Raw genomic sequence first — 21131 nt, forward strand, 5'->3', positions numbered from 1 at the left:
GCGCCGCGCTCGCGCCGTGGCCCCCCGACCGTGACGATGCCCCCTGCCTTGGGGATGTGGTGCACGGCGTGCGTACGCGCCGTCCTGCCTTGCGCCGCCTCCGTCCCGTGAGAGGTCGGGTTCGTGCCCGTCGTTCCGGTGAGCGGCTTGGAGCGCGGCCACCGTAGCCGTCGGCCTGGGTCACCGGAAAGGGCGAGGGCCGAAGATCGACCGGATGAACATGAGTCAGCGCCGCCGGCGCGCTTGGCGCGCTGCCGCTGCGACACGTGGCGCGCAGGCGTCAGGCCTGCTCACCGATGGGCAGGTTCGCGCAGGCTTCGCGCCCGTCACGCGGCGTCTCATACGGATGACGCGCACCATCGCCCCAAGCGCGCTATGGCGGGCCCAGAGAGCGGTGATTTCATCCGGATGAAACCGGGGGGAGCGTCGGGCCCCGGCGATAAACATGGGACGACGACGTCCCGAGCGGGTCGGGCACGTCGCACTTCGCCAGCAGGGGCAGATGTGGCAGTGATGAGCAGAACAGAGGTGGTTCAGGTCTCGCAGTTCGACGCGCCGGTGGTCCTCGCCAAGATCACGCCGCCGCGGGTGCGGCCGAACGCCTTGGTGCGGGACCGGGTCGCGGAGCTGGTGGCGCACGCCGCCGGGGAGCCGCTCACGCTGGTCACCGCCTCGGCCGGCTGGGGCAAGACCACGACGCTCGCGCTGTGGGCACGGACGGCGACGATGCCGGTCGCGTGGCTGACGCTCGACGCGGGCGACGACGAGCCGCGGCGGCTGTGGGAGCACCTGATCGCCGCGCTGGACCGCGTGGTGCCCGGGGCGCTGCAGGCGGCGCGGTTCGCGCTGCGCGGCGGTGCGGGGCTCGTCGACAGCGTCGTGCCGCTCGTCGTCAACGCGCTCGAGCAGCACGCGGGCGACGGCCTGGCGATCGTCATCGACGACTACCACCACGTCGTCGACCCCGCGGGGCACCGGGCGCTGCTCGCCTTCCTCGACACCGCGCCGCCCTGCGCGCACGTCGTCATCGCGAGCCGCACGGTCCCGCCGCTGCGCCTGAGCCGCCGCCGCGCCGCGGGCGCGGTCGTGCTCGGCGTGCGCGAGCTCGCGTTCACGCGGGAGGAGTCGGCGGCGCTGCTGCGCGACCGCCTGCGGCTCCGGCTCGACGCCGCGGAGCTCGAGCGGGTGGACGCGCGCGTCGCCGGGTGGCCGGCGGGGCTCGCGTTCGTGGCGACGACGCTGGCCGAGGCGAACGGCCGCAGCGTCTCGGAGGCGCTCGGCAGCGCGGGAGCGCTGATGGAGGAGTACCTGGTCGAGGAGGTGCTCGACCAGCTCCCGGCCGACCTGCGCGAGCTGCTCGTGCGTACCGCGATCGTGGTCGAGCTGGACGCCTCGCTGTGCGAGACGATCGCCGGCATCCCGGGCGCCCGTGAGCTGCTGGCCGACGCACGGCGGGCGAACCTGCTGCTGCCGGTCGAGCGCGACGACCCGCACCACGTCGCGCGGTACCGCTGCCATCCGGTGCTCGCCGAGGTGCTGCGCAGCGAGCTGGACGCCCGGCCGCCCGCCGTCGTCGCGCAGCTGCACCTGCGGGCCGCGCGGTGGTTCGCGCAGGCGGGGCACGCCGAGCGCGCCATCACCCACGCGAGCCTGGCGGGCGACGGCGAGCTGGCCGCGCGGGTGCTGCACGACGCCGCGCCGCGCATGCTCGGCCACGGCCGTCACGAGACCGTCCGCCGCCTGATCGACGCGATGCCCGCGGACCGCGGCGCGTTCGGGCCGTTCACCGCCGCGGCGCGGCTCTACACGCTCCAGCTCGACGGCGCCGAGCCGTCGCTGGTCTACGAGCGCTGGCAGGAGATGGACGACGCCCGCGACGCGCCCGGCGTCGCGCGGATCGCCGACGCCGCGCGCGTGTGGCCGTTCTTCGGGCGGATCGGCGAGGGGGTGCGCTTCGGCTGGGGCGCCTACGAGGAGCTGCGCGCCGCGCCGCCGGAGCTGCGCCACTCGCTCGCCGGCCAGCTCGGCCTGGTGCTCTTCTTCGCGGGCGACCCGGCAGCGGGCCAGGCGATCGTCGAGCGGCACCTGGACGCGATGGTCTACCCGCTCAGCAAGAGCTGGGCGTGGGCGACGCTGGCGCTGTGCGCCGCGCAGGAGGGCGACGGCGACGCGGCGCGCAGCCACGCCGACCGCGCCGTCGCGCTCGCGCACCGGCACAAGCGCGGCGAGCAGCTCGCGTTCTCGATCGCGTTCCAGGCCCAGGCCGACGCCCTGCGCCTGTGCGGGCGCCTCGACGCCGCGCGCCACGTCCTCGACCACCTGGAGGCGGTGACCGGCCGCCATCCCGGCTCGATCCACCACGCGCTCACGCTCATCCTCCGCGCGGAGGTCCACCTCGCCCGCCACGAGCGCGTCGAGGCCCGCCGCGCGGTGGCGCACGGGCGGCGGCTGCTCGGCCAGTTCCCCGACGTCGGCATCCTGGAGCAGCGGGCGGCCGCGGTGGAGGCGCTCCTCGAACGCCGCGCCGACGACACGCTCGTCGGCAGCACGCCGACCGCGGCCGAGCAGCGCGTCCTGGAGCTGCTGGCCCGCGGCCTGACGCTCGAGGCGATCGCGGGCGAGCTGTTCGTCACCATCCACACGATCAAGAGCCACACCCGCCGGCTCTACCGCCGGCTCGGCGCCACCAACCGCGGCGAGGCGATCGCCGCCGCCCGCCGGCGCGGACTGCTGTAGGCGGCGCCGACCGGCACGATCCGGCCGGCCGGCGCGTACGCTCCGGGGCGATGTCCCGCGCCCGCGTCCGCCTGCTCGCCGCCGTCCTGCTCGCCACCGCCACCGCCTCCATCGTCGCCGCGTGCGGAGGGGAGGACGAGGAGGCCGCCGTCCGCGAGACGCTCGACGCGTTCGTCCAGGGAACCGAGCAGAAGGACTACCAGCGCCTGTGCGACGACGTGTTCGCCACCAAACTGGTGCAGGAGGTCGCGAAGGTGCTGCCGTGCGAGGCCGCGCTGAGCCGCTCGGACCTGGGCGAGGCGAAGGACCCGAAGATCGAGGTCCGCAGCGTCGAGGTCGACGGCGCGACCGCGACCGCGAGGGTGCGCTCGTCCGCCGCCAACCAGAAGCCGTCCGAGGACACGGTCCGCCTCGTCAAGGAGGACGACGGCTGGCGGATCGTGGCGCTCGCCAGCTAGGCGGTCACGCCGCCGCCGCGCTCCCGGCCGCCGCGCGCAGCGTGCCTTCGAAGTCGCACTTGGCGATCGGCCCGATGCACGGCGACGTCACGCCGGCATCGACGTAGCGCCGCACGCCTGCGCGCACGTCGTCGCCGGTGCCGACCGCCGTCAGCGCGCGCAGGAAGCGGTCGGAGATCGCCGCCGGCATCGCCTCCGCGTCGCCCGCGGCCGCGTCGAACGCCTCGATCTCCTCGCCGAAGCCGCTGCGCTCGATCATCGCGCGGTAGAAGGGGAGCCCGAAGTAGGGGATGAGCGCCTGGCGCTGCACGGCGTACGCGACGTCGGGCGTGTCGGTGGCGGCGGACGGCACCGCGGTCACCACGTCGAACCCGTCGAGCGTCTTGCCCGCCTTCTCGCGGCCGGCGCGCAGCTCGGGGATCACCACGTCGCGGATGTACTCCGGCACGCAGAGCCAGAGGATCACGCCGTCGGCGACCTCGCCCGCCAGCCGCAGCATCTTCGGCGACAGCCCCGCGAGGTAGATCCGCACGTCGGCCGGCGGCTCCATCCCGAGCAGCATCCCGGTCTGCCACTTCTCGCCGCGCGGCGGCGCCTCGCCCGCGAGGATCGCGCGCACGATCGCGACGTACTCGCGCATCTCCGCGACGGGCCTCTCGATCGTCTGCCCGTGCCAGCCCTCGACGATCGGCCGGTGCGAGACGCCGAGGCCGAGGTTCAGCCGCCCGCCGCTGATCTCGTCGATCGTCGCGGCCTCCTGCGCCATCGTCGCCGGCGTGCGCGTGTAGATCGGCACGACGCCCGGCCCGAGCCGGACGCGCGCGGTGTGCGCCGCGTAGTGGGTGATGACGGTCAGCGAGTCGCGCGCGTTGATGTGCGTGACGTACGCCGACTCGTAGCCGAGCTCGTCGGCGAGCTTGACGCGGTCGACGGCCTGGTCGAGCGTGCGCCCGACCGACACGAAGCATCCGAGGCCCATGGGGCCGTCAGCCTGCCACGGTCGGCGCGACTTCGCGCAGCCGTGCGGCCGCGCCCTCGCTGTGCGGCGCCACGACGTCGGCGCACAGCTCCAGCGTGCGGGCCAGGCGGTCGAGCGGGAAGTCGCGCGCGGCGAGCACGCGCGCGAGCCACGCGACCTGCTCGTCGAGCTTCACCGTCCCGGCGGTGTCGAGGATCGCCCACTGCAGCAGGTACTGCGCGTCGTGCGTGCACCATGCGCGCCACACCGCGGGCTCGTAGCGCTCGTCCTCGTCCGGGTAGGCGTCCGCGTAGCGCTCGGTCACCTGCTGGGCGAGCGAGAGCAGCGCGATCCCCTCTGCCTCCGTCGGCGCCGCGGCGCCGGACGGCGGATCGGTGCGGCGGCGGCTGGGCGCGGCGTCGCTCACCGGGCGACCACGTGGAGGTGCTCGAGCCGCTCGAGCTTGATCGCCGCGTCCAGGTCGGGGTCGATCCGGTCGTGGCTGACCTGGTGCTCGCGGCTCTTCATGTAGGTCTTGAAGCAGTCGCGGTCACGCCAGCGGCTGACCATCGTCAGCTCACCGGGGTCGCGGTCGTTCTGCCAGACCTCGAGGTCGACGAAGCCGTCGAACGCGTCGACCAGGCCGGCGCGGGCGCGGAACGCGGTCACCAGCTCGTCGGCGCGCTCGGCCGGGACGCGCAGGCGCGAGAGGGAGACGTACACGCGTCGGACGCTAGCGCTCGCCGAGCGCGGACGTCGGCGCCTGCTCGGCCGCGACGACCCGCGTCACGGTCTGCGCGCGGGCGAGCTCGAGGCCGACCGCGACGGCGCCGTCGCGCAGCGCCCGGTCGCCCAGGTGGGCCTGCTCGATCCGGGGCGCGGCCGGGAGCAGCGCGGCGGCCGCCTCGCGCACGCCGGGCAGCAGCAGGTCGCCGTTGGCGCCGATGCCGCCGCCGAGCAGGACGAGCTCGACGTCGACCACGGCGCAGACCGCGGCCACGCACGCCGCGATCCGCCGCGCGGTCACCGCGACGACCTCGCGCCCGAGCGCGTCGCCGCGCCGCGCGCCGTCGAACAGGGCCTGCACGTCGAACGGCGGCCCGAGCCGCGTCGCGAGGGCGGGGTCGGCGGACAGCTCCTCGGCCAGCGCGACGATCGCGCGGCTGGACAGCCGCGCCTCCATCGGCCCGCCCTGCGCGGGCGCCGCCGCCGCGGCGCCGTCGCCGTCGCCGACGGGCAGGAAGCCGATCTCCCCGGCGGCGCCCCGCGCGCCGCGGTGGAGCCGTCCGTCGAGCACGATCCCGGCGCCGAGACCGGACCCGACCGACAGGTACGCGAACGACGCGGCGCCGCGGCCGCCGCCGTGCGCGGCCTCGCCGAGTGCCGCGAGGTTGACGTCGTTCTCGACCTGGACCGGCATCTGGAGCGCGTCGCTGAGCACGGCCTCGGCCAGCACGCCCTCCCAGCCTTGGATGTTCGGCGCGGCCTCGATGTGGCCGGTCGCCGGATCGACGACGCCGGGGGAGCCGACGACCGCCAGCGCGGTGCGCGCGGCGCGATCCCCCAGCGCCGCACGGACGCTGCGCATGACGGAGAGCACCTCGTCGACGTGCGGGCGCTCGAGCCGCAGGGTCAGCTCCTCGAGCGCGGCGCCGTCGAGGTCGGCGAGCACGGCGCGGACGTACCGGGCGCCGATGTCGACGCCGAGGACGAGGACGGCGTCGGGGACGTGCTCGTAGAGCGAGGCGCTCGGGCCGCGCCGGCCCGTGGTCCGGCCGTACTCGCGGACGAGCCCGGCGTCCTCCAGCGACCGCAGCGCGCCGCCGACGGTCGGCTTCGAGAGCCCGGTGCGCTGCGCGAGATCCGCCCGCGACGCCGGCCCGTGGGCACGCACGGTCTCGAGGACCGTCGCGACGTTGCGTTCGCGGATGGCGGTGCTGGTGCCGTAGCTGGGGGACACGAGCCCCGACAATAGGGAAGCGCGTTGTCGGTTCGCAAGAGGTTCGGCAAACGCTTGACGCCGGTCGGTCGACGGGTTTAGGCTGTCAATAGAAAATCGCCTTGCCAGTTTCAGTTGACACCCCACTCGTCCTCGGCGTCGACCTCGGCGGCACGAACCTCCGCGTCGCGCTCGCCGGCCCGGACGGCCTGCCGATCGCCGAGGGCAGCGTCCCGACCGCGGCGTCATCGGCGCGCGACCTCGTGACGCGGCTGTCCGCGGCCGCCCGCGACGTCGCCGCGACCGCCGGCGTGGCGTGGGCGCGCGTCGGCGCCGCCGGCATCGGCGTGCCCGGTGTCGCCGACGGGAGCACGCTCCTGCACGCGCCGAACCTCCCGTCGTTCGACGGCCTCGCGCTCGACGCGGCGCTGCGCGCCGAGCTGGGCGTCCCCGTGGCGGTCGACAACGACGTCAACGTGGCCGCGCTCGCCGAGCACCGCCACGGCGCGGCGGCCGGCGCCGACGACTTCGTCCTCGTCGCCGTCGGCACCGGGATCGGCATGGGCATCGTGGCCGGCGGGGCGCTCCAGCGCGGCGCCCGCGGCGCGGCCGGCGAGATCGGCCTGCTCCCGCTCGGCACCGATCCGTTCGACCCCGCCAACCAGGTGCACGGCGCGCTCGAGGAGGCCGTGGGCGGCGTCGGCATCGTCCGCCGCTACGTCGAGCGGGGCGGGGACCCGGAGACGGACGCCCAGGACGTGTACGCCCGCGCCGAGGCCGGCGACGCCGCCGCGCTGGCCGTCGTCGACGAGCAGGCCCGCTCGCTGGCGCTCGCGGTCGTCGCCGTCCACGCCCTGCTCGATCCCTCCGTCGTCGTCTTCGGCGGCGGCATCGGGACGCGTCCGGACGTGCTGTCGCGCGTCGAGGCGATCCTCCCGCGGCTCACCCGCCACGCGCCGCCGCTCGTCCCCAGCCGCCTCGGCACACGCGCCGGCCTGATCGGCGCCGCCCAGCTTGCGGCCGACCTCGCCCGGGAGACCGCCGATGTCTGACGCGCTCCGCGTCGACGACGCCGCCGCGCTCGCCTGGCTGCGCCGTGCGGTCGGCACCCCGAGCGTGACCGGCGACGAGGCCGCGTTCGCCGCGCTGGTCGCCGACGAGCTGCGGGCCGTCGGAGCCGACGAGGTCCACGTCGAGGAGGCCGCGCCCGGCCGCCCGGTCGTGTGGAGCGTCCACCGCGGGACCGGCGGCGGCCGCAGCCTCCTGCTCGCCGGCCACCTCGACACCGTCCGCGCGACCGGCTGGGCCGAACGCTGGGCGGGGACCGAGCGCGAGGACCCGTTCGGCGCCGTCATCGCCGACGGCGCGGTGTGGGGGCGGGGCGTCGGCGATCTCAAGGGCGGGATCGCGACGGCCATGGCCGCCCTCCGCACGTTGCACGCGGCCGGCGCACGGCCCGCGGGGGACGTCGTCACCGCCTGGGTGTCGGACGAGGAGAGCGGCGAGCCGGGGCTCGGCCGGTCGATCGGCATGCGCCTGGTCGCCGAGCGGATCGCCGCCGGGGCCATCCCGCGCGCCGACGCCGCGATCTACGTCGAGCCCACGCGCCTCGAGGTCCTCGTGGCGCAGATCGGCTTCCTGATCGCCGACGTCGAGGTCGCGGGGCGCAGCGCCTACTTCGCTCGGCCGGAGGAGGGCGTGGACGCCCTGCGCGCCGGCCACCGGGTGCTGAGCGAGCTGTGGGCGCACGCCGACGAGCTGGCGGCCCGCGCGCCGCACCCGCACGTCGGGCGGCCCGCGCTGCTGGTCACCGACGTGACGTCCGGCGGGTACATCGCGGTGCCCGGCAGCTTCCGGCTGAGCCTCATCCGGACCCTGCTGCCCGGTGACGACCTCGACGCGGCCGCGGCCGCGATCGAGGCGGCGGTCCAGCGTGGCGTCGCCGGCACCGGCACGACCGCGTCCGTCGCGTTCCCCGCCGGGCGCGACCACGCCGTCGGCGGGCTCCCGTTCGAGACGCCGGCCGACACGCCGTTCGTGACGGCGCTCGTCGAGGCCGTCCGCGCCGTCGCGCCCGACCGCGCCCGCGTCTCGGGCGCCCCGTTCTGGTCCGAGGGGTCGTTCCTGGCCGCCCTCGGCATCCCCTGCGTCTACTGGGCGCCGGGGGACATCGCGCTCTGCCACACCGCCGAGGAGCACGTCGCGGTGGAGGAGCTCCTCGCCGCGGCGAGGTGCCTGTCGCAGTTCATCGCCGGCCACTGCGGTGCCGGCAGCCACGGAGGAGGAGGAACTCCATGCACGCCCGCCGTCTGATCGCGACCCTCGTCGCGGTCGCCATCCTGCCGACGGTCGCCGCCTGCGGCGACTCCGGCGACGACTCCAGCGCCGCCGGCGACTCCGGCGGCGACGCGGTGAAGATCACCGCGTCGAAGACGCTCGGCGAGACGCAGGGCCCGGCCGGTGAGAAGGCCACGCCGACCAGCGACCTGCAGCTCAGCGCCGACGAGATCGAGAAGCTCAAGTCCGACGACCACACCGTCGCGCTCGTGTGGCACCAGTCGTCCGACTTCGTCACCGCGGTCAGCGGCGGCGCGAAGGACCGCCTGGAGGAGCTCGGCATCGACGTCGTCGCCGAGACCAACGCGAACTTCGACGCCGCCAAGCAGAAGAGCGACGTCGAGACGGTCCTGGCCAAGAAGCCCGACGTCCTGCTCACGCTGCCGGTCGACCCGGTCGCCACGAAGGCGGCCTACGCCGAGGCGAACCGCAAGGGCACGAAGATCGTCCTGCTCTCGAACGTCCCGCAGGGCTTCCAGCACGGCAAGGACTACGTCTCGCTGCTCACCGACGACCTGTACCAGATGGGCAAGCAGGCCGCCGACGCGCTCGCCGCCCACATCGGCGGCAAGGGCAAGATCGCCTACTTCTTCCACGACGCCGAGTACTACGTGACCAACCAGCGCGACCAGGCGTTCAAGCAGACGATCGAGCAGAACTACCCCGACATCGAGATCGTCGCCGAGCAGGGCATCGCCGACCCGAACAAGGCCGAGGAGCAGGCGTCGGCCATCCTCACCCAGAACCCGGGCCTGGACGGGGCGTACGTGACGTTCTCCCAGCCGCCGGCCGAGGGCGTGCTGAGCGCGCTGCGCAACGCCGGCAACACGGACGCCAAGCTCGTCTCGCTCGACCTCGACGAGCCGCTGGCCGTCGACATGGCGCGCGACGGCAACGTCGCGGCGCTCATCTCCGACAAGGCGAACGAGCTCGGCGCGGCGATGGCGACCGCGGCCGCCTACGGCATCCTCGGCAAGGAGGCGCCGGCGTTCGTCGTCGCGCCCGCGATCACGGTGACGAAGGACACCATCGAGCAGGGCTACCGCGAGTCGCTCGGCGCGGACGCGCCGAAGGCCGTCAAGGACGCCCTCCGCTAACGCACCGCCATGGGCACGCCGAAGTCCATCGCCGACCCCCAGGCGCCGCGCGCCGGGACCGCCGAGGCGGCCCCGGCGTGGTGGCGGGGCCTGGACCCGCGCGCGTACGTGGTGTACGTCGCGTTCCTGCTGATCCTCGTGTTCTTCGCGGTGACCCTGTCCGACGACGGGTTCCTGACGTCGGACAACCTGCTCAACATCGCGCGGCAGACCGCGCCGATCAGCGTCATGGCGGTCGGGCTGGTCTTCGTCCTCAGCGCCGGCGAGATCGACCTGTCGATCGGGTCGATCGTCGCCCTCTCCGCGCTCGTCGGCGCGGTGGTGCTGCGCGACGTCGGCCTCGTCGCGGGCATCGCGGCCGGCCTCGGCGTCGGGTTCGCCGTGGGCCTGGTCAACGGGCTGTTCACGACGCTCCTGCGGCTGCCGTCGTTCCTCGTGACGCTGGCGACGATGGGGCTCGTCGCCGGCCTGGCGCGGACGATCACCGACCTCAAGGCGGTCGCGATCACCGACCAGACCTTCGTCGACCTCTTCGGCTCGGGCGACCTGGGGCCGATCCCGGGCCTGGTGGTGTGGACGGCCGTCGTCGTGGCGATCGGCCACGTCGCCTACCGCTCCTGGCGGTTCGGCGCGCACGTGCTGGCCACCGGCGACAACGTGGCGGCCGCGCGCGTGACCGGCATCCGCGTGACGCGCGTGAAGATCGCGGTGCTGACGCTGAGCGGCACGCTCGCCGGCCTGGCCGGGCTGCTCTTCGCGGGCCGCGTGCAGGCCGCGAACTACACGATGGGCGAGAACACGCTCATGATCGTCATCGCCGCGGTGGTGATCGGCGGCACGCGCCTCTTCGGCGGCAGCGGGAGCGTCGTCGGCGCGCTCGTCGGCTCGCTGATCATGGGCATGCTCAACAACGGGCTCATCCTCATGGGCCTGTCGTCCAGCGAGCAGCTGATCGCCCAGGGCGTGCTGCTGCTGCTCGCGATCTCCCTCACCCTCCGAGAGCCGAAGGGCTGACCCGATGTTCCTCGACGTCCTGCGCCGGCGGAACCCCGCCTTCCTGGAGGCCGCGGTCGCGCTCCACCAGGCGGGCGAGCTGCCGGCCAACAGCTACGCGCTCGACCTCGACGCGGTCGGCGCGAACGCCGCGGCGCTGAAGGCCGAGGGCGACCGCCTCGGCCTCGAGGTGCTCGCGATGACCAAGCAGGTCGGCCGCGCGCCGGGCTTCCTCGCCGCGCTGCGCGCGGCCGGCATCTCGGCCGGCGTCGCCGTCGACATGGAGGACGCCCGCGCGCTCGCCGCCGGAGGGTTGGAGGTCGGGCACGTCGGCCACCTCGTGCAGGTGCCGCGGGCCGAGGCCTCCGCTGCGGCCGCGCTGCGGCCGGCGAGCTGGACGGTCTTCAGCGACGACAAGGCCCGCGAAGCGGCCGCCGCCGCGGCGGCCGCGGGGCGCGAGCAGGCGCTGCTGGCCCGCATCCACGCGCCGGGCGACACGTTCTACCCCGGCCACGAGGGCGGGTTCGACGCGGCCGACGTCGTCGCGGTCGCCGAGCGGCTCGACGCGCTCGACGGCGCGCGCTTCGCCGGCGTCACGACGTTCCCGGCGCAGCTCTACGACGCGGATGCGCAGGAGGTGCGGCCGACGCCGAACCTCGCGACGCTCGCCCGCGCCGCCGCCGCGCTGCGGGACGCGGGCGTCCCCGACGTAGGCGTCAACGCGCCGGGGACGACGTCGACGGTGACCCTCGCCGCACTGGCCGACGCGGGCGCCACGCAGGTCGAGCCGGGGCACGGGCTGACCGGCACGACGCCGCTGCACGCGGTCCGCGACCTCGTCGAGCTGCCCGCCGCCTGCTACGTGACCGAGGTGTCGCACCGGCACGCCGGCCGCGCCTACGCGTTCGGCGGCGGCCTGTACGTCGACCCGGTCTTCGGGGACTACGAGGTCCACGCGCTGCTGGCCCCGGGAGCGCTGGCCGATGCCGAGCTCGTCCCGGCCGAGATCCCGCCGCCCGCCGCCATCGACTACTACGCGCAGCTCGACGCGCCGTCGGCGCCTGCGGGCGCGACCGTCGTGTTCGGCTTCCGCATCCAGGCGTTCGTGACGCGCGCGTACGTCGCCGGGATCGCGGGCGTCGCCGAAGGCCGGCCGCGGCTGGCCGGCCTGTGGACCCCGGACGGAAGGGAGGCCAGGTGGCCGCTGTGACCCAGGAGGCGCCCGCGGGGACGCCGCTCGTGCGGCTCGACCGGGTGCGCAAGGAGTTCGGCGCGGTCGTCGCGCTCCAGGAGCTCTCGCTCGACGTGCACGCGGGCGAGGTCGTGGCGCTGGTCGGCGACAACGGCGCCGGCAAGTCCACGCTCGTGAAGATGATCGCGGGCGTGCACGAGCCGAGCGCGGGCCAGATCGTCCTCGACGGCGAGCCCGTCAAGCTCGCCAGCCCGGCGGAGTCGCGCCGGCACGGCATCGAGTGCGTCTTCCAGGACCTGGCGCTGGTCGACGACCAGCCGGTCTACATGAACATGTTCCTCGGCCGCGAGCTCGTCAAGGGGCCGCTGCGGCGGCTCGACCGCGGCCGGATGGCCGCCGAGACGCAGGCGCTGCTCGACGAGCTCGACGTGCGCATCCCGAGCCCGAAGGCGACGATCCGCGCGCTGTCGGGCGGCCAGCGGCAGGGCGTCGCGATCGGCCGGGCGACGCACTGGGCGCAGCGGCTCGTGCTGATGGACGAGCCGACCGCCGCGCTCGGCGTGCAGGAGACCAGCCGCGTCGAGGACACGATCCTGCGGCTCAAGGAGCGCGGGCTCGCGGTGCTGATCGTCTCGCACAGCCTCGACCAGGTGTTCCGGATCTCGGACCGCATCTGCGTGCTGCGCCGCGGCGTGCAGATCGGCGTGCGCCGGACGAGCGAGACGGACGGCGACGAGATCGTGAGCATGATCACCGGGCTGCGCACCTCGTGACCGGCGGCGCCACGCTCCTGGAGGCCGAGATCCGCGAGCAGCCGGAGGCCGTCGGGCGGCTGCTCGCGTCCGGCGCCGCACGGCAAGCGGCCGGCGCGCTCTCCGGTCGCCCGCTCGACTACGCGATCGTCGCGGCGCGCGGGACGTCGGACAACGCCGCGCGCTATGCGCAGTACCTGCTCGGCGTGCGGCTCGGCCTCCCGGTCGCGCTCGCCGCGCCGTCACTGGGAACGATGTACGACGCGCCCGCGGTGCCGCCGGGGGCGCGGGCGCTCGTCGTCGGCATCTCGCAGTCGGGGCGCTCGCCGGACGTCGTCGGGGTGCTCGCGTCCGCGCGGGAGGCCGGCGCGGCGTCGGTCGCGATCACCAACGACGCCGGCTCGCCGCTGGCGCAGAGCGCCGACGTGGTGATCGAGCTGGGCGCCGGGCCGGAGCGCTCGGTCGCGGCGACGAAGACCTACACGACGTCGCTGGTCGCGCTGGCCGCGCTCGCGGTCGAGCTCGGTCCCGACCGGGAGGCCGGCCGGCGCGCGCTCGACGCCCTGCCCGGCGCCATCGGCGCCGCAGTCGACCGAGGGTTCGCCGACGCGCCGGGGCTCGACGCGCTGACGCGGCTGGATCACCTCGTCACGGTCGGACGCGGCTTCAACTACGCGACCGCGATGGAGGTCGCGCTCAAGGTCCGCGAGCTGACCGGCGTCGTCGCCGAGGGCTTCTCGCCGCCCGACCTCCAGCACGGGCCGATCGCCGCGGTCGGCGGGCGCACCGCGGCGCTGCTCGTCGCGCCGACCGGGCGGGTGCGAGCGTCGGTCATGGCGTGCGGTGAGGCGCTGCAGGCTCGCGGCGCCCACGTGGCCGAGCTGTCCGACGCGCCCGACGCGGCGCTGCGCCTGCCGTCCGGGGCCGCGGAGTGGGTCAGCCCGGTGGTCGCCGTCGTGCCCGGCCAGGTGCTCGCGCTGCGTCAGGCGGCGCTGCGTGGGCGCACGATCGACGCCCCGCCCGGGCTCACCAAGGTCACCGAGACGCGCTGAGGTCGCTCAGGCGGCCGGCCGCGCTACGTGCCCGCGCCCGACTCCGGTCCGCGGTAGAGGATCAGGCCGACGATCGCGCCCATGAAGGCGATCGAGCCGAACGTGAGGGCGGTGCCGAGGTTCGTCGCACCGAGGAGGGCGGCGATGGCGGTGGCGGCCACGAAGGCGCCGAAGCAGATGGCGAGGTCGCGGAGCATCGAGGTGCCCGCCACGGTACCGGCTACCGCGTCAGGACCAGGAACTTCGCCGTCGTCTCCGTGGCGCCGCCCGGGCCAGACGTGCGGACCGTCAGGACGTAGGTGCCCGGCTGGAGGCGCTTGCCGCCGGTGAGCTTGGTGAGCGGGACGCGGGTCGTCCCGGCGGGCAGCGCGAGCGGCTGCGTGCGGACGGTGCTCCACCGCTGAACGGTGCGCGTCGCGGTCCCGCGACCGAACGCGATGCACGCCCGGCGCGCCTTGGAGGTCGTGGCGCGGCGCAGGGTGGTCGTGACCGTCGCGTCCGCGGGCACCGTGACCGAGAACGACTGGGCCGACGTCGCGCGGGCGCAGCGGGTCCGCGTGGCGATGCGAGCGGGGGCCGGCGGCCCGGGCGTGGTGGCGGCCGCGGGCGTCGCGATCGGGGCGGGCGTGGGCGTCGCGGTGGGCACGACCGGCGTGGGCGCCGGCACGGACGGCGTCTCGTCCGGGTCGGTCACCGGCGGGTCCGGCACGACCGGCGGCGCGATCGTCACCCGTGTCACCGGGGACAGCGTGCTGCTGCCCTTGGCGCGGACAGCCAGGTCGTGCGTGCCCGGGGTCAGCTCGACCGTCGCGCTCCACGTGTCGTCCGGCTCGGCGAGGACGGTGGTGAGCACCGTGTCGCCTGACACGACCTCGACCTCCGTGTCCGCCGGCGCCGTGCCGCTGAGCTGCACCTCGTCGCCGACGACCTTCGCCTCGGAGATGGCGGGCGGCGTCGTGAGCCGCAGCACGAGGTGGATCGTGCTCTCGCTCTGGATGTTGTAGTCCGAGAGCGTGCGGCCGTCCTCGAGCTGCTTGCCCGCGAAGATCAGCCGCTGGTTCTCCGGCGGGATGCCCTCCTTGTCCTGGATCTTGGCCTTGACGTTCTCGATCGAGTCGGAGGGCTCGACGTCGAGCGTGATGGTCTTGCCGGTGAGGGTCTTGACGAAGATCTGCATCGCCAGCGCGCTTGCAGGCGCGACGGCGAGGAGGGCGAGGGCGAGGACGATGGCGGAAACGAGACGGCGCACCCCCGGTTAATCGGCAGCAAGCGCCTTCTCCTCCAGCCGCTGGACGAGCGTCGCCACGTCAAGTCCGGGATCCTGCTCGGCGAGGAACCGCAGCGCGGGGCGCCGGCCGCCCAGCGCGCGCAGCCCGCGCTCGCCGTGCTCGACGACGTAGTCGGCCAGCGCGGACGTGCGGCGCGCCTCGGTGCGGCGGGCGGGCAGATCGAGCGCGTCGCGGTGCGCGTCGATGGCGGCGACGAGGTCGTCGATGCCGGTGGTGGGGGCGATGCTCGACACCGCCACGACCTTCTTCTCCCGCTCGCCCAACGAGCGCAGCGACGCGGACAGATCCCGGCGCGCCCGCAGCGCGATGTCGCCCAGGTCGGCCTTGGTCACGACGAGCACGTCGGGCACCTCCATGATCCCCGACTTGATGAACTGCAGCGCGTCGCCGGAGCCGGGCTGCACGACGACCGCGACGGTGTCCGCGACCTCCGCCACCTCGGTCTCCGACTGGCCGACGCCGACGGTCTCGATCACCACGACGTCGAACGCCGCGCACAGCGCCTGCGCGGCCGCGCGCGTCGCGGGGGCCAGCCCGCCCAGCCGCCCGCCCGCGGCGGTGGAGCGGATGAGCACGCCCTCGTCGGCGGGGTCGAACTCGATCCGCGCGCGGTCGCCGAGCAGCGAGCCGCCGGAGCGCTTGGACGACGGGTCCACGGCCAGCACCGCGACGGTCCGCCCGTCCGCCCGCCACGCCCGAACGAGCGCGGACAGCAGCGACGACTTGCCGGCGCCCGGCGGACCGGTGAGGCCGACGAGGTGGCCGCGCGGCTCGGCTCCGATGGCCGCGGGGGAGACCTCGCGCAGCAGCGCGTGGACCTCCTCCGTCCGCGTCTTCGACTCGACCAGGTTGAGCGCGGCCGGGGCCGCGCTCAGATCGCCCTCGCGCAGCCGCCGGCCGAGATCCGCTCCAGCCGTCACGCGGAGGCGGCCACTCCGTTGCGCTCGGCCACCAGCTCGACGATGTCGCGCATGATCTTCGTCAGGTCGAAGTCCTTCGGCGTGTAGACGCCGGCGACGCCCGCCTCCTTGAGCGGCTTGACGTCGGCCTCCGGGATGATCCCGCCGACGACGACCGGCACGTCCTCCAGGCCCTTCTCGCGCAGCGCCGCGATCACGTCCGGGATCAGCTCCTTGTGCGAGCCGGACAGGATCGAGAGGCCGACGACGTGGACGCCCTCCTGCAGCGCGCTCGCCGCGATCTGCGCGGGGGTGAGCCGGATGCCCTCGTAGACGACGTCCATGCCCGCGTCGCGCGCGCGGACGGCGATCTGCTCGGCGCCGTTGGAGTGGCCGTCCAGGCCGGGCTTGCCGACGAGGATCTTCAGCCGCCGGCCGAGCGCCTCGCTGACCTGCTCGACCTCCTCGCGGACGGCCTCGATGAGGTCGCCGGGGACCTCGGAGCCCGCCGCCTCGCCGACGCCGGTCGGCGCGCGGTAGGAGCCGAAGACGTCGCGCAGCGCCTGCGCCCACTCGCCGGTCGTGACGCCCGCGCGGGCGGCGGCGATCGTCGCCTCCATCAGGTTCTCGTCCGTGTCCGCAGTGGCCCGCAGCGCGGCGAGCGCCTCGTCCGCCGCGGCCTGGTCGCGCTGCGCGCGCCACTGCTGCACGGCCTCGCGCTGGTGCGCCTCGGTGGCCGGATCGACGGTCATGATCCCGCCCTCGGCGTCCGCGGTCAGGGGCGACGGCTCGGTCGACTCGAACTTGTTCAGGCCGACGACCGTCTGCTCGCCCGCCTCGATGCGGCGGATGCGCTCGCGGTGCGAGTCGACGAGCTGGCCCTTCATGTACGACACGGCCTCGACCGCGCCGCCGTGCTCGGCCACGACCGCCATCTCCGCGCGGGCGCCCTCGACGAGCTCGGCCACGAGGCCCTCCATGACCTTCGAGCCCTCGAAGATGTCGGGGTACTCGAGGATGTCGGTCTCGTACGCGAGCACCTGCTGGATGCGGAGCGCCCACTGCTGGTCCCACGGGCGCGGGAGGCCGAGCGCCTCGTTCCACGCGGGGAGCTGCACCGCGCGGGCGCGCGCGTCGCGACCGAGCGTGACGGCCAGCGCCTCGAGCACGATGCGCTGGACGTTGTTCTCCGGCTGCTGCTCGGTGAGGCCGAGCGAGTTGACCTGCACGCCGTAGCGGAAGCGCAGGTGCTTGGGGTCCTCGACGCCGTAGCGCTCGCGGCCCAGCTCCTGCCACAGCTGGCCCATCGCCCGGAGCTTGGCGTGCTCCTCGACGAACCGGACGCCGGCGTTGACGAAGAACGAGATGCGCCCGAAGACCGGCCCCATCAGCTCCTGGTCGACGCGCTCGCGGACCGCGTCCAGCACCGCGATCGCGTTGGACATCGAGTACGCGATCTCCTGGACCGGGGTCGCGCCCGCCTCCTGGAGGTGGTACGAGCAGATGTTGATCGGGTTCCACTTCGGGATGTTGGTGACCGTGTAGGCGACCATGTCCGCGATGAGCCGCATCGACGGCCCGGGCGGGAACGCGTAGGTCCCGCGCGCGAGGAACTCCTTGATGATGTCGTTCTGGGTGGTGCCGGCGAGCTGGTTCTGCTCGACGCCCTGCTCCTCCGCCGCGACGATGTAGAGCGCGAGCAGCCAGGCCGCCGTCGCGTTGATCGTCATCGACGTGTTCATCTGGTCGAGCGGGATGCCCTCCATCAGCTGCTTCATGTCGCCGCGGTGGGCGACCGGCACGCCGACCTTCCCGACCTCGCCCCGGGCGAGCTCGTGGTCGGGGTCGTAGCCCGTCTGCGTCGGCAGGTCGAAGGCCACCGAGAGGCCCGTCTGGCCCTTGGCGAGGTTGCGGCGGTACAGCTCGTTGGACTTCGCGGCCGTGGAGTGGCCCGCGTAGGTCCGCATCATCCAAGGCCGGTCGGCCTTGTCCAGGCGCACGGTCATGTGTGGATCGTATGGCGAACTCGTTGCGAATGCGGCGTCTCCCGTTTCTACTACGATGCATAGCGTTAGGGGGTGAGCGGAGAACTGAGCGACGCGACAGCGCTGATCCACCTCGCGAAAGCCGACGCGTTCGCCGAAGCCGCGAAGATCGTGGGACCGCTTCTCGTCACCCCGATCGTCTGGGAGGAAGCCGTGGTGAACGGTCGCCGGAACGGCTACGCGGACGCCGAGCTGATCGACGCCGCGCGCGAGGCGGGGGACGTCACGGTGGCGGAGGTCCACGAGGGCGTGGCACGACACCGCGACCGCCTCGTCTACGAGGCCGGTCTCGGCGCCGGGGAGAGCGAGACGCTCGCGCTCGCGGTCGCGACCACTCGGCGAGCGATCGTCGACGACCGCGCGGCGCGCCGCGCCGCGTCACGGCTGGGCGTCGCGGCCATCCCCACCGTCGAGCTCGCGTTGCTCGGACGGGCCCGTGGTGTCATCGCACGCACGGAGGCCCGCGCACTCCTCCACCGCCTGGCCGTGGTCGCCCCATTGCGGGCGGCATCGATGCAGGACTACGAGCGAGCGCTCGAGGAGATGACCGATGGCCACTGAGCAGATCAACCTCCGGCTCGATGCGGCGCTCATCGCACGTCTCGAGGCGCTCGCCGCCGAGGAGGCGATCGACCGCGCGACGCTCGTGCGCAGGCTGCTCGTCGAGGGCGTTCGCCGCACGGTGCTCGAGCGTGCGCTCGCGAAGCACCGGGCCGGCCGGTGGTCCGCTGGGCGCGTCGCGCAGGAGACGGGCCTCTCGATCTGGGAGGTGCTCGACCACGCCGCGGTGACGGAACCCGATGGCGCGGCGGCCGCGACGGTCGGCGAACGGCTCGCGGCCTTCACTGTGGCGCGGGGCACGGCGCTCGACGACCTTCCGCCGCGCGAGGGCCGGATCCTCGTGGTCGGGTTCCGCGTGGCGCCCGACTCGGCAGCGGCCGGGCACTACCTCCAAGGGCCGCTCGGCCGCCGCCTCTGGTCGCGGCTGGTGCGCGCCGAGCTCCTCCGCGATCCGGTCCCTGGCCGCGAGGACGAGGCGCTGACCGCGGAGGGCCACGGCATCACCGTGCTGGCGACCGGACCGGGGCCTCTCGACAAGGCGTCGGCCTCGGAGCTGGCGAGCGGTCGGGCAGCGCTGGCGGCGAAGGTCGCCGCCTGGCGACCGGCGCTTGTCGTGTTCCTCCTCAAGCGGGCGGCAGCGGCCGCGCTGGACGACCCCGGCGTCCGGCCCGGCGCCGGTGAGGCGCTGGGCGGCGTGCCGACGTTCCTCTTGCCGAACCCATATGCGCCGGCGGAAGAGACGGACGCCGCGATCGCCGAGCTGCGGGAGGTCGCGGGCCGCCTCGCGCCGCCGACGTGGCAGGATCGGCGCCGATGACGAAGCCGCCGCTGTCCGAGCGCGTTCGCGACTCGCTCAAGCTCCGCATGCTCGACCTCAACGACCGGCTGCGCGGGCGCGGCGACCGGCTCGTGCCGCCGCGGCGGCTGGACTTCGTCGGGCACTCGGACTTCGTCGCGACCGGGGACGAGTTCCTCACGCACTTCGTCGAGCTGGCGGGGCTGCAGCCCGACGAGCACGTGCTCGACGTCGGGTGCGGGATCGGGCGGATGGCGCGCCCGCTGGCGGGCTACCTCAGCTCGTCCGGCTCGTACGACGGGTTCGACGTCAACCGCGACGGCATCGGGTGGTGCCGGCGCCGGTACGCCAAGCACAAGAACTTCCACTTCCAGGTCGCCGACCTCTACAACCGCCGCTACAACCCGCAGGGCGCGTACGCGGCGAAGGAGTACCGCTTCCCGTACGACGACGCGCGGTTCGACCTCGTCATCCAGACCTCGGTCCTCACGCACCTGCTGGAGGAGGAGGCCGACCACTACCTGGCCGAGACCGCGCGGGTGCTCAAGCCGGGCGGGCGGGGCCTCATCACCGCCTTCCTCCTCGACGACGACTCGCGCGCGGCGGTCCGGGCGGGGGAGGCGACCCTCGCGTTCCTCGACCCCGACGCGCACGTGGCGGTCATCAGCGACGAGGTCCCCGAGGACGCGGTCGCGTACGACACCGGGTGGCTGGCCGAGCGGCTGGCGGCCCACGGGCTCACGCTGCGCTCCACGCATCCGGGCACGTGGCGCGGCATCGAGGACGGGACGAGCTTCCAGGACCTCGTCGTGGTCGAGCGGGCGACCCCGGAGAGCCAGAACGGGCACGTCCCGTCAGACTCCGACGCGTGAAGCTGATCGACACGAAGCACCTGGGGCGCGAGCGGGTCATCGGCGCGTTCCTGCTCGACGGCGCCCTGATCGACTCGGGCCCGTCGACGGTGCACGACACGCTGGTCGCCGAGCTGGGGGAGGAGCGCCCGGAGCGGCTGCTCGTGACCCACATCCACCTCGACCACTCCGGCGGCGCCGGCAAGCTCGTCGAGCGCTGGCCCGACCTGGAGGTCTGGGTCCACGAGCGCGGGGCGCGCCATCTCGCCGACCCGTCGAAGCTCGTGGCCTCCGCGTCGCGGCTCTACGGCGACCAGATGGAGCGCCTGTGGGGCGAGATCGTCCCGGTGCCGCAGGAGAACATCCGCGTGCTGACCGGCGGCGAGACGATCGGCGCCTGGCGCGTCGCGTACACGCCCGGGCACGCCTCCCACCACGTCTCCTACCTGCACGAGCCGACCGGCACCGCGTTCTGCGGCGACACCGCGGGCGTGCGGATCGCGCCGGACGGGCCCATCCTCGCGCCGACCCCGCCGCCGGACATCGACCTCGAGGCGTGGCCGCGCTCGATCGACGCCATCGCCGCGTGGAACCCGACGGCGATCGCCGTGACCCACTTCGGCCTGTGGGACGAGCCGCAGGAGCACCTGGCCGGGCTGCGCGAGCAGCTGGCCAAGCAGGTCGAGTGGGCGCGGACGGCCGCGTCGGGCGAGGAGTTCGCCGCGCGCGTGCGGGAGGATCTCGCGTCGCGCACGTCGCCGGATACCGCGCAGGCCTACGAGCAGGGCATGCCTCCCGACCACCTGTACCCGGGCTTGGAGCGAGCGCTGTCGCGGGTATCCTCCGCCCAGACATGACCCAGACCATCGAGCTTCCGCGCACCAGCGGACCGGACTCGGGGCTCGGCGGTGCCTGGCGCGTGATCGTCCTCAACGACGACCACAACACCTTCGATCACGTCGCCCACTGCCTCGCCCGGTTCATCCCGGGTGTCTCCCTCGACTCCGGCTACGCGATCGCCGACAAGATCCACAACTCGGGCCAGGCCGTCGTGTGGTCGGGCCACCAGGAGCAGGCCGAGCTCTACTGGGAGCAGCTCCGCGACGCGGGGCTCACGATGGCCCCGCTCGAGCGCGGGTGACGACTGAGCGTCAGCGCTCTGACGAGGGACCTGTC

The 21131-nt window shown here is 74.5% G+C and carries 22 protein-coding genes; 14 read left to right on the forward strand and 8 right to left on the reverse strand.

All coding sequences use genetic code 11. The annotated features are described in order from the left end of the window. The first annotated feature begins 513 nt into the window (after nucleotides 1–513). Together AC1UE5_RS02320 and AC1UE5_RS02325 are read left to right on the forward strand one after the other, a co-directional pair. Nucleotides 514–2736: a winged helix-turn-helix domain-containing protein gene (locus tag AC1UE5_RS02320; RefSeq protein WP_482920447.1), complete on the forward strand. Its 2223-nt coding sequence runs from the start codon at nucleotides 514–516 to the stop codon at nucleotides 2734–2736. A 50-nt stretch (nucleotides 2737–2786) separates the two neighbouring features. Beyond that, entirely contained in the window at nucleotides 2787–3194 is a 408-nt protein-coding gene (locus tag AC1UE5_RS02325) for an Rv0361 family membrane protein (protein ID WP_482920448.1), read from the forward strand. Nucleotides 3195–3198: 4 nt separating this feature from the next. On the opposite strand, the gene AC1UE5_RS02330 is transcribed toward AC1UE5_RS02325, so the two are convergent. The 4 genes from AC1UE5_RS02330 to AC1UE5_RS02345 are packed head-to-tail and all read right to left on the reverse strand — an operon-like array spanning nucleotide 3199 to nucleotide 6112. Next, nucleotides 3199–4173 carry an LLM class flavin-dependent oxidoreductase gene (locus AC1UE5_RS02330; protein ID WP_482920449.1) on the reverse strand — a complete coding sequence of 325 codons (975 nt, stop codon included), beginning with the start codon at nucleotides 4171–4173 and terminating at the stop codon, nucleotides 3199–3201. Between the two features lie 7 nt (nucleotides 4174–4180). After that, complete coding sequence (locus AC1UE5_RS02335) at nucleotides 4181–4579, reverse strand: hypothetical protein (RefSeq protein WP_482920450.1); 399 nt, start codon at nucleotides 4577–4579, stop codon at nucleotides 4181–4183. Continuing rightward, on the reverse strand, nucleotides 4576–4875 hold the full coding sequence (locus tag AC1UE5_RS02340; RefSeq protein WP_482920451.1) for an antibiotic biosynthesis monooxygenase family protein: 300 nt from the start codon (nucleotides 4873–4875) through the stop codon (nucleotides 4576–4578). Before AC1UE5_RS02340 ends, AC1UE5_RS02335 begins: the two co-directional genes overlap by 4 nt. A 10-nt stretch (nucleotides 4876–4885) precedes the next feature. Beyond that, the gene (locus AC1UE5_RS02345; RefSeq protein WP_482920452.1) at nucleotides 4886–6112 is read right to left on the reverse strand and encodes an ROK family transcriptional regulator; all 1227 of its coding nucleotides are present in this window, start codon (nucleotides 6110–6112) and stop codon (nucleotides 4886–4888) included. A 101-nt stretch (nucleotides 6113–6213) separates the two neighbouring features. Here AC1UE5_RS02345 and AC1UE5_RS02350 point away from each other — a divergent pair, with 101 nt between their 5' ends. The 7 genes from AC1UE5_RS02350 to AC1UE5_RS02380 are packed head-to-tail and all read left to right on the forward strand — an operon-like array spanning nucleotide 6214 to nucleotide 13514. Further along, nucleotides 6214–7143: an ROK family protein gene (locus AC1UE5_RS02350; protein WP_482920453.1), complete on the forward strand. Its 930-nt coding sequence runs from the start codon at nucleotides 6214–6216 to the stop codon at nucleotides 7141–7143. Next, nucleotides 7136–8404: a M20 family metallopeptidase gene (locus AC1UE5_RS02355; RefSeq protein ID WP_482920454.1), complete on the forward strand. Its 1269-nt coding sequence runs from the start codon at nucleotides 7136–7138 to the stop codon at nucleotides 8402–8404. The genes AC1UE5_RS02350 and AC1UE5_RS02355 overlap by 8 nt, the downstream gene beginning before the upstream one ends. Next, entirely contained in the window at nucleotides 8386–9525 is a 1140-nt protein-coding gene (locus tag AC1UE5_RS02360) for a substrate-binding domain-containing protein (protein ID WP_482920455.1), read from the forward strand. Before AC1UE5_RS02355 ends, AC1UE5_RS02360 begins: the two co-directional genes overlap by 19 nt. A gap of 9 nt (nucleotides 9526–9534) precedes the next feature. After that, complete coding sequence (locus tag AC1UE5_RS02365) at nucleotides 9535–10539, forward strand: ABC transporter permease (protein ID WP_482920456.1); 1005 nt, start codon at nucleotides 9535–9537, stop codon at nucleotides 10537–10539. A 4-nt stretch (nucleotides 10540–10543) separates the two neighbouring features. After that, nucleotides 10544–11728, forward strand: coding sequence for an alanine racemase (locus AC1UE5_RS02370; RefSeq protein WP_482920457.1), 1185 nt, complete (start codon nucleotides 10544–10546; stop codon nucleotides 11726–11728). Beyond that, nucleotides 11725–12483, forward strand: a complete 759-nt coding sequence (locus tag AC1UE5_RS02375) for an ATP-binding cassette domain-containing protein (protein WP_482920684.1) — start codon at nucleotides 11725–11727, stop codon at nucleotides 12481–12483. The genes AC1UE5_RS02370 and AC1UE5_RS02375 overlap by 4 nt, the downstream gene beginning before the upstream one ends. Further along, complete coding sequence (locus AC1UE5_RS02380; RefSeq protein ID WP_482920458.1) at nucleotides 12480–13514, forward strand: SIS domain-containing protein; 1035 nt, start codon at nucleotides 12480–12482, stop codon at nucleotides 13512–13514. Before AC1UE5_RS02375 ends, AC1UE5_RS02380 begins: the two co-directional genes overlap by 4 nt. A gap of 23 nt (nucleotides 13515–13537) precedes the next feature. Here AC1UE5_RS02380 and AC1UE5_RS02385 read toward each other — a convergent pair whose 3' ends face one another. From AC1UE5_RS02385 to AC1UE5_RS02400, 4 genes are read right to left on the reverse strand one after another with little or no spacing between them, the layout of a single operon-like run. Continuing rightward, on the reverse strand, nucleotides 13538–13711 hold the full coding sequence (locus AC1UE5_RS02385) for a hypothetical protein (RefSeq protein ID WP_482920459.1): 174 nt from the start codon (nucleotides 13709–13711) through the stop codon (nucleotides 13538–13540). A gap of 23 nt (nucleotides 13712–13734) precedes the next feature. Continuing rightward, nucleotides 13735–14763, reverse strand: coding sequence for a ubiquitin family protein (locus AC1UE5_RS02390; RefSeq protein WP_482920460.1), 1029 nt, complete (start codon nucleotides 14761–14763; stop codon nucleotides 13735–13737). A gap of 6 nt (nucleotides 14764–14769) precedes the next feature. Further along, entirely contained in the window at nucleotides 14770–15723 is a 954-nt protein-coding gene (locus AC1UE5_RS02395; protein WP_482920461.1) for an ArgK/MeaB family GTPase, read from the reverse strand. Then, nucleotides 15720–17708, reverse strand: coding sequence for a methylmalonyl-CoA mutase family protein (locus AC1UE5_RS02400; RefSeq protein ID WP_482920462.1), 1989 nt, complete (start codon nucleotides 17706–17708; stop codon nucleotides 15720–15722). The genes AC1UE5_RS02395 and AC1UE5_RS02400 overlap by 4 nt, the downstream gene beginning before the upstream one ends. Before the next feature lie 72 nt (nucleotides 17709–17780). Between AC1UE5_RS02400 and AC1UE5_RS02405 the strand changes: the two genes are divergently transcribed. The 5 genes from AC1UE5_RS02405 to AC1UE5_RS02425 are packed head-to-tail and all read left to right on the forward strand — an operon-like array spanning nucleotide 17781 to nucleotide 21096. Beyond that, a complete protein-coding gene (locus AC1UE5_RS02405) occupies nucleotides 17781–18308 on the forward strand; it encodes a PIN domain-containing protein (protein ID WP_482920463.1) in 528 nt (175 codons plus the stop codon). Further along, a complete protein-coding gene (locus tag AC1UE5_RS02410; protein ID WP_482920464.1) occupies nucleotides 18298–19125 on the forward strand; it encodes a uracil-DNA glycosylase family protein in 828 nt (275 codons plus the stop codon). Before AC1UE5_RS02405 ends, AC1UE5_RS02410 begins: the two co-directional genes overlap by 11 nt. Further along, nucleotides 19122–19976, forward strand: a complete 855-nt coding sequence (locus AC1UE5_RS02415; RefSeq protein WP_482920465.1) for a class I SAM-dependent methyltransferase — start codon at nucleotides 19122–19124, stop codon at nucleotides 19974–19976. The genes AC1UE5_RS02410 and AC1UE5_RS02415 overlap by 4 nt, the downstream gene beginning before the upstream one ends. After that, on the forward strand, nucleotides 19973–20812 hold the full coding sequence (locus AC1UE5_RS02420) for an MBL fold metallo-hydrolase (RefSeq protein WP_482920466.1): 840 nt from the start codon (nucleotides 19973–19975) through the stop codon (nucleotides 20810–20812). Before AC1UE5_RS02415 ends, AC1UE5_RS02420 begins: the two co-directional genes overlap by 4 nt. After that, entirely contained in the window at nucleotides 20809–21096 is a 288-nt protein-coding gene (locus AC1UE5_RS02425) for an ATP-dependent Clp protease adaptor ClpS (protein ID WP_482920467.1), read from the forward strand. Before AC1UE5_RS02420 ends, AC1UE5_RS02425 begins: the two co-directional genes overlap by 4 nt. Nucleotides 21097–21131 lie beyond the last annotated feature (35 nt).

Source organism: Parviterribacter multiflagellatus, assembly GCF_056863265.1.

Excerpts from the sequence above, each read along its gene's own strand:
- AC1UE5_RS02320 (WP_482920447.1), top strand. The coding sequence starts at position 514 with ATGAGCAGAACAGAGGTGGTTCAGGTCTCGCAGTTCGACGCGCCGGTG.
- AC1UE5_RS02325 (WP_482920448.1), top strand. The coding sequence starts at position 2,787 with ATGTCCCGCGCCCGCGTCCGCCTGCTCGCCGCCGTCCTGCTCGCCACC.
- AC1UE5_RS02330 (WP_482920449.1), bottom strand. The coding sequence starts at position 4,173 with ATGGGCCTCGGATGCTTCGTGTCGGTCGGGCGCACGCTCGACCAGGCC.
- AC1UE5_RS02355 (WP_482920454.1), top strand. The coding sequence starts at position 7,136 with ATGTCTGACGCGCTCCGCGTCGACGACGCCGCCGCGCTCGCCTGGCTG.
- AC1UE5_RS02360 (WP_482920455.1), top strand. The coding sequence starts at position 8,386 with ATGCACGCCCGCCGTCTGATCGCGACCCTCGTCGCGGTCGCCATCCTG.
- AC1UE5_RS02365 (WP_482920456.1), top strand. The coding sequence starts at position 9,535 with ATGGGCACGCCGAAGTCCATCGCCGACCCCCAGGCGCCGCGCGCCGGG.
- AC1UE5_RS02370 (WP_482920457.1), top strand. The coding sequence starts at position 10,544 with ATGTTCCTCGACGTCCTGCGCCGGCGGAACCCCGCCTTCCTGGAGGCC.
- AC1UE5_RS02385 (WP_482920459.1), bottom strand. The coding sequence starts at position 13,711 with ATGCTCCGCGACCTCGCCATCTGCTTCGGCGCCTTCGTGGCCGCCACC.
- AC1UE5_RS02400 (WP_482920462.1), bottom strand. The coding sequence starts at position 17,708 with ATGACCGTGCGCCTGGACAAGGCCGACCGGCCTTGGATGATGCGGACC.
- AC1UE5_RS02410 (WP_482920464.1), top strand. The coding sequence starts at position 18,298 with ATGGCCACTGAGCAGATCAACCTCCGGCTCGATGCGGCGCTCATCGCA.
- AC1UE5_RS02415 (WP_482920465.1), top strand. The coding sequence starts at position 19,122 with ATGACGAAGCCGCCGCTGTCCGAGCGCGTTCGCGACTCGCTCAAGCTC.
- AC1UE5_RS02425 (WP_482920467.1), top strand. The coding sequence starts at position 20,809 with ATGACCCAGACCATCGAGCTTCCGCGCACCAGCGGACCGGACTCGGGG.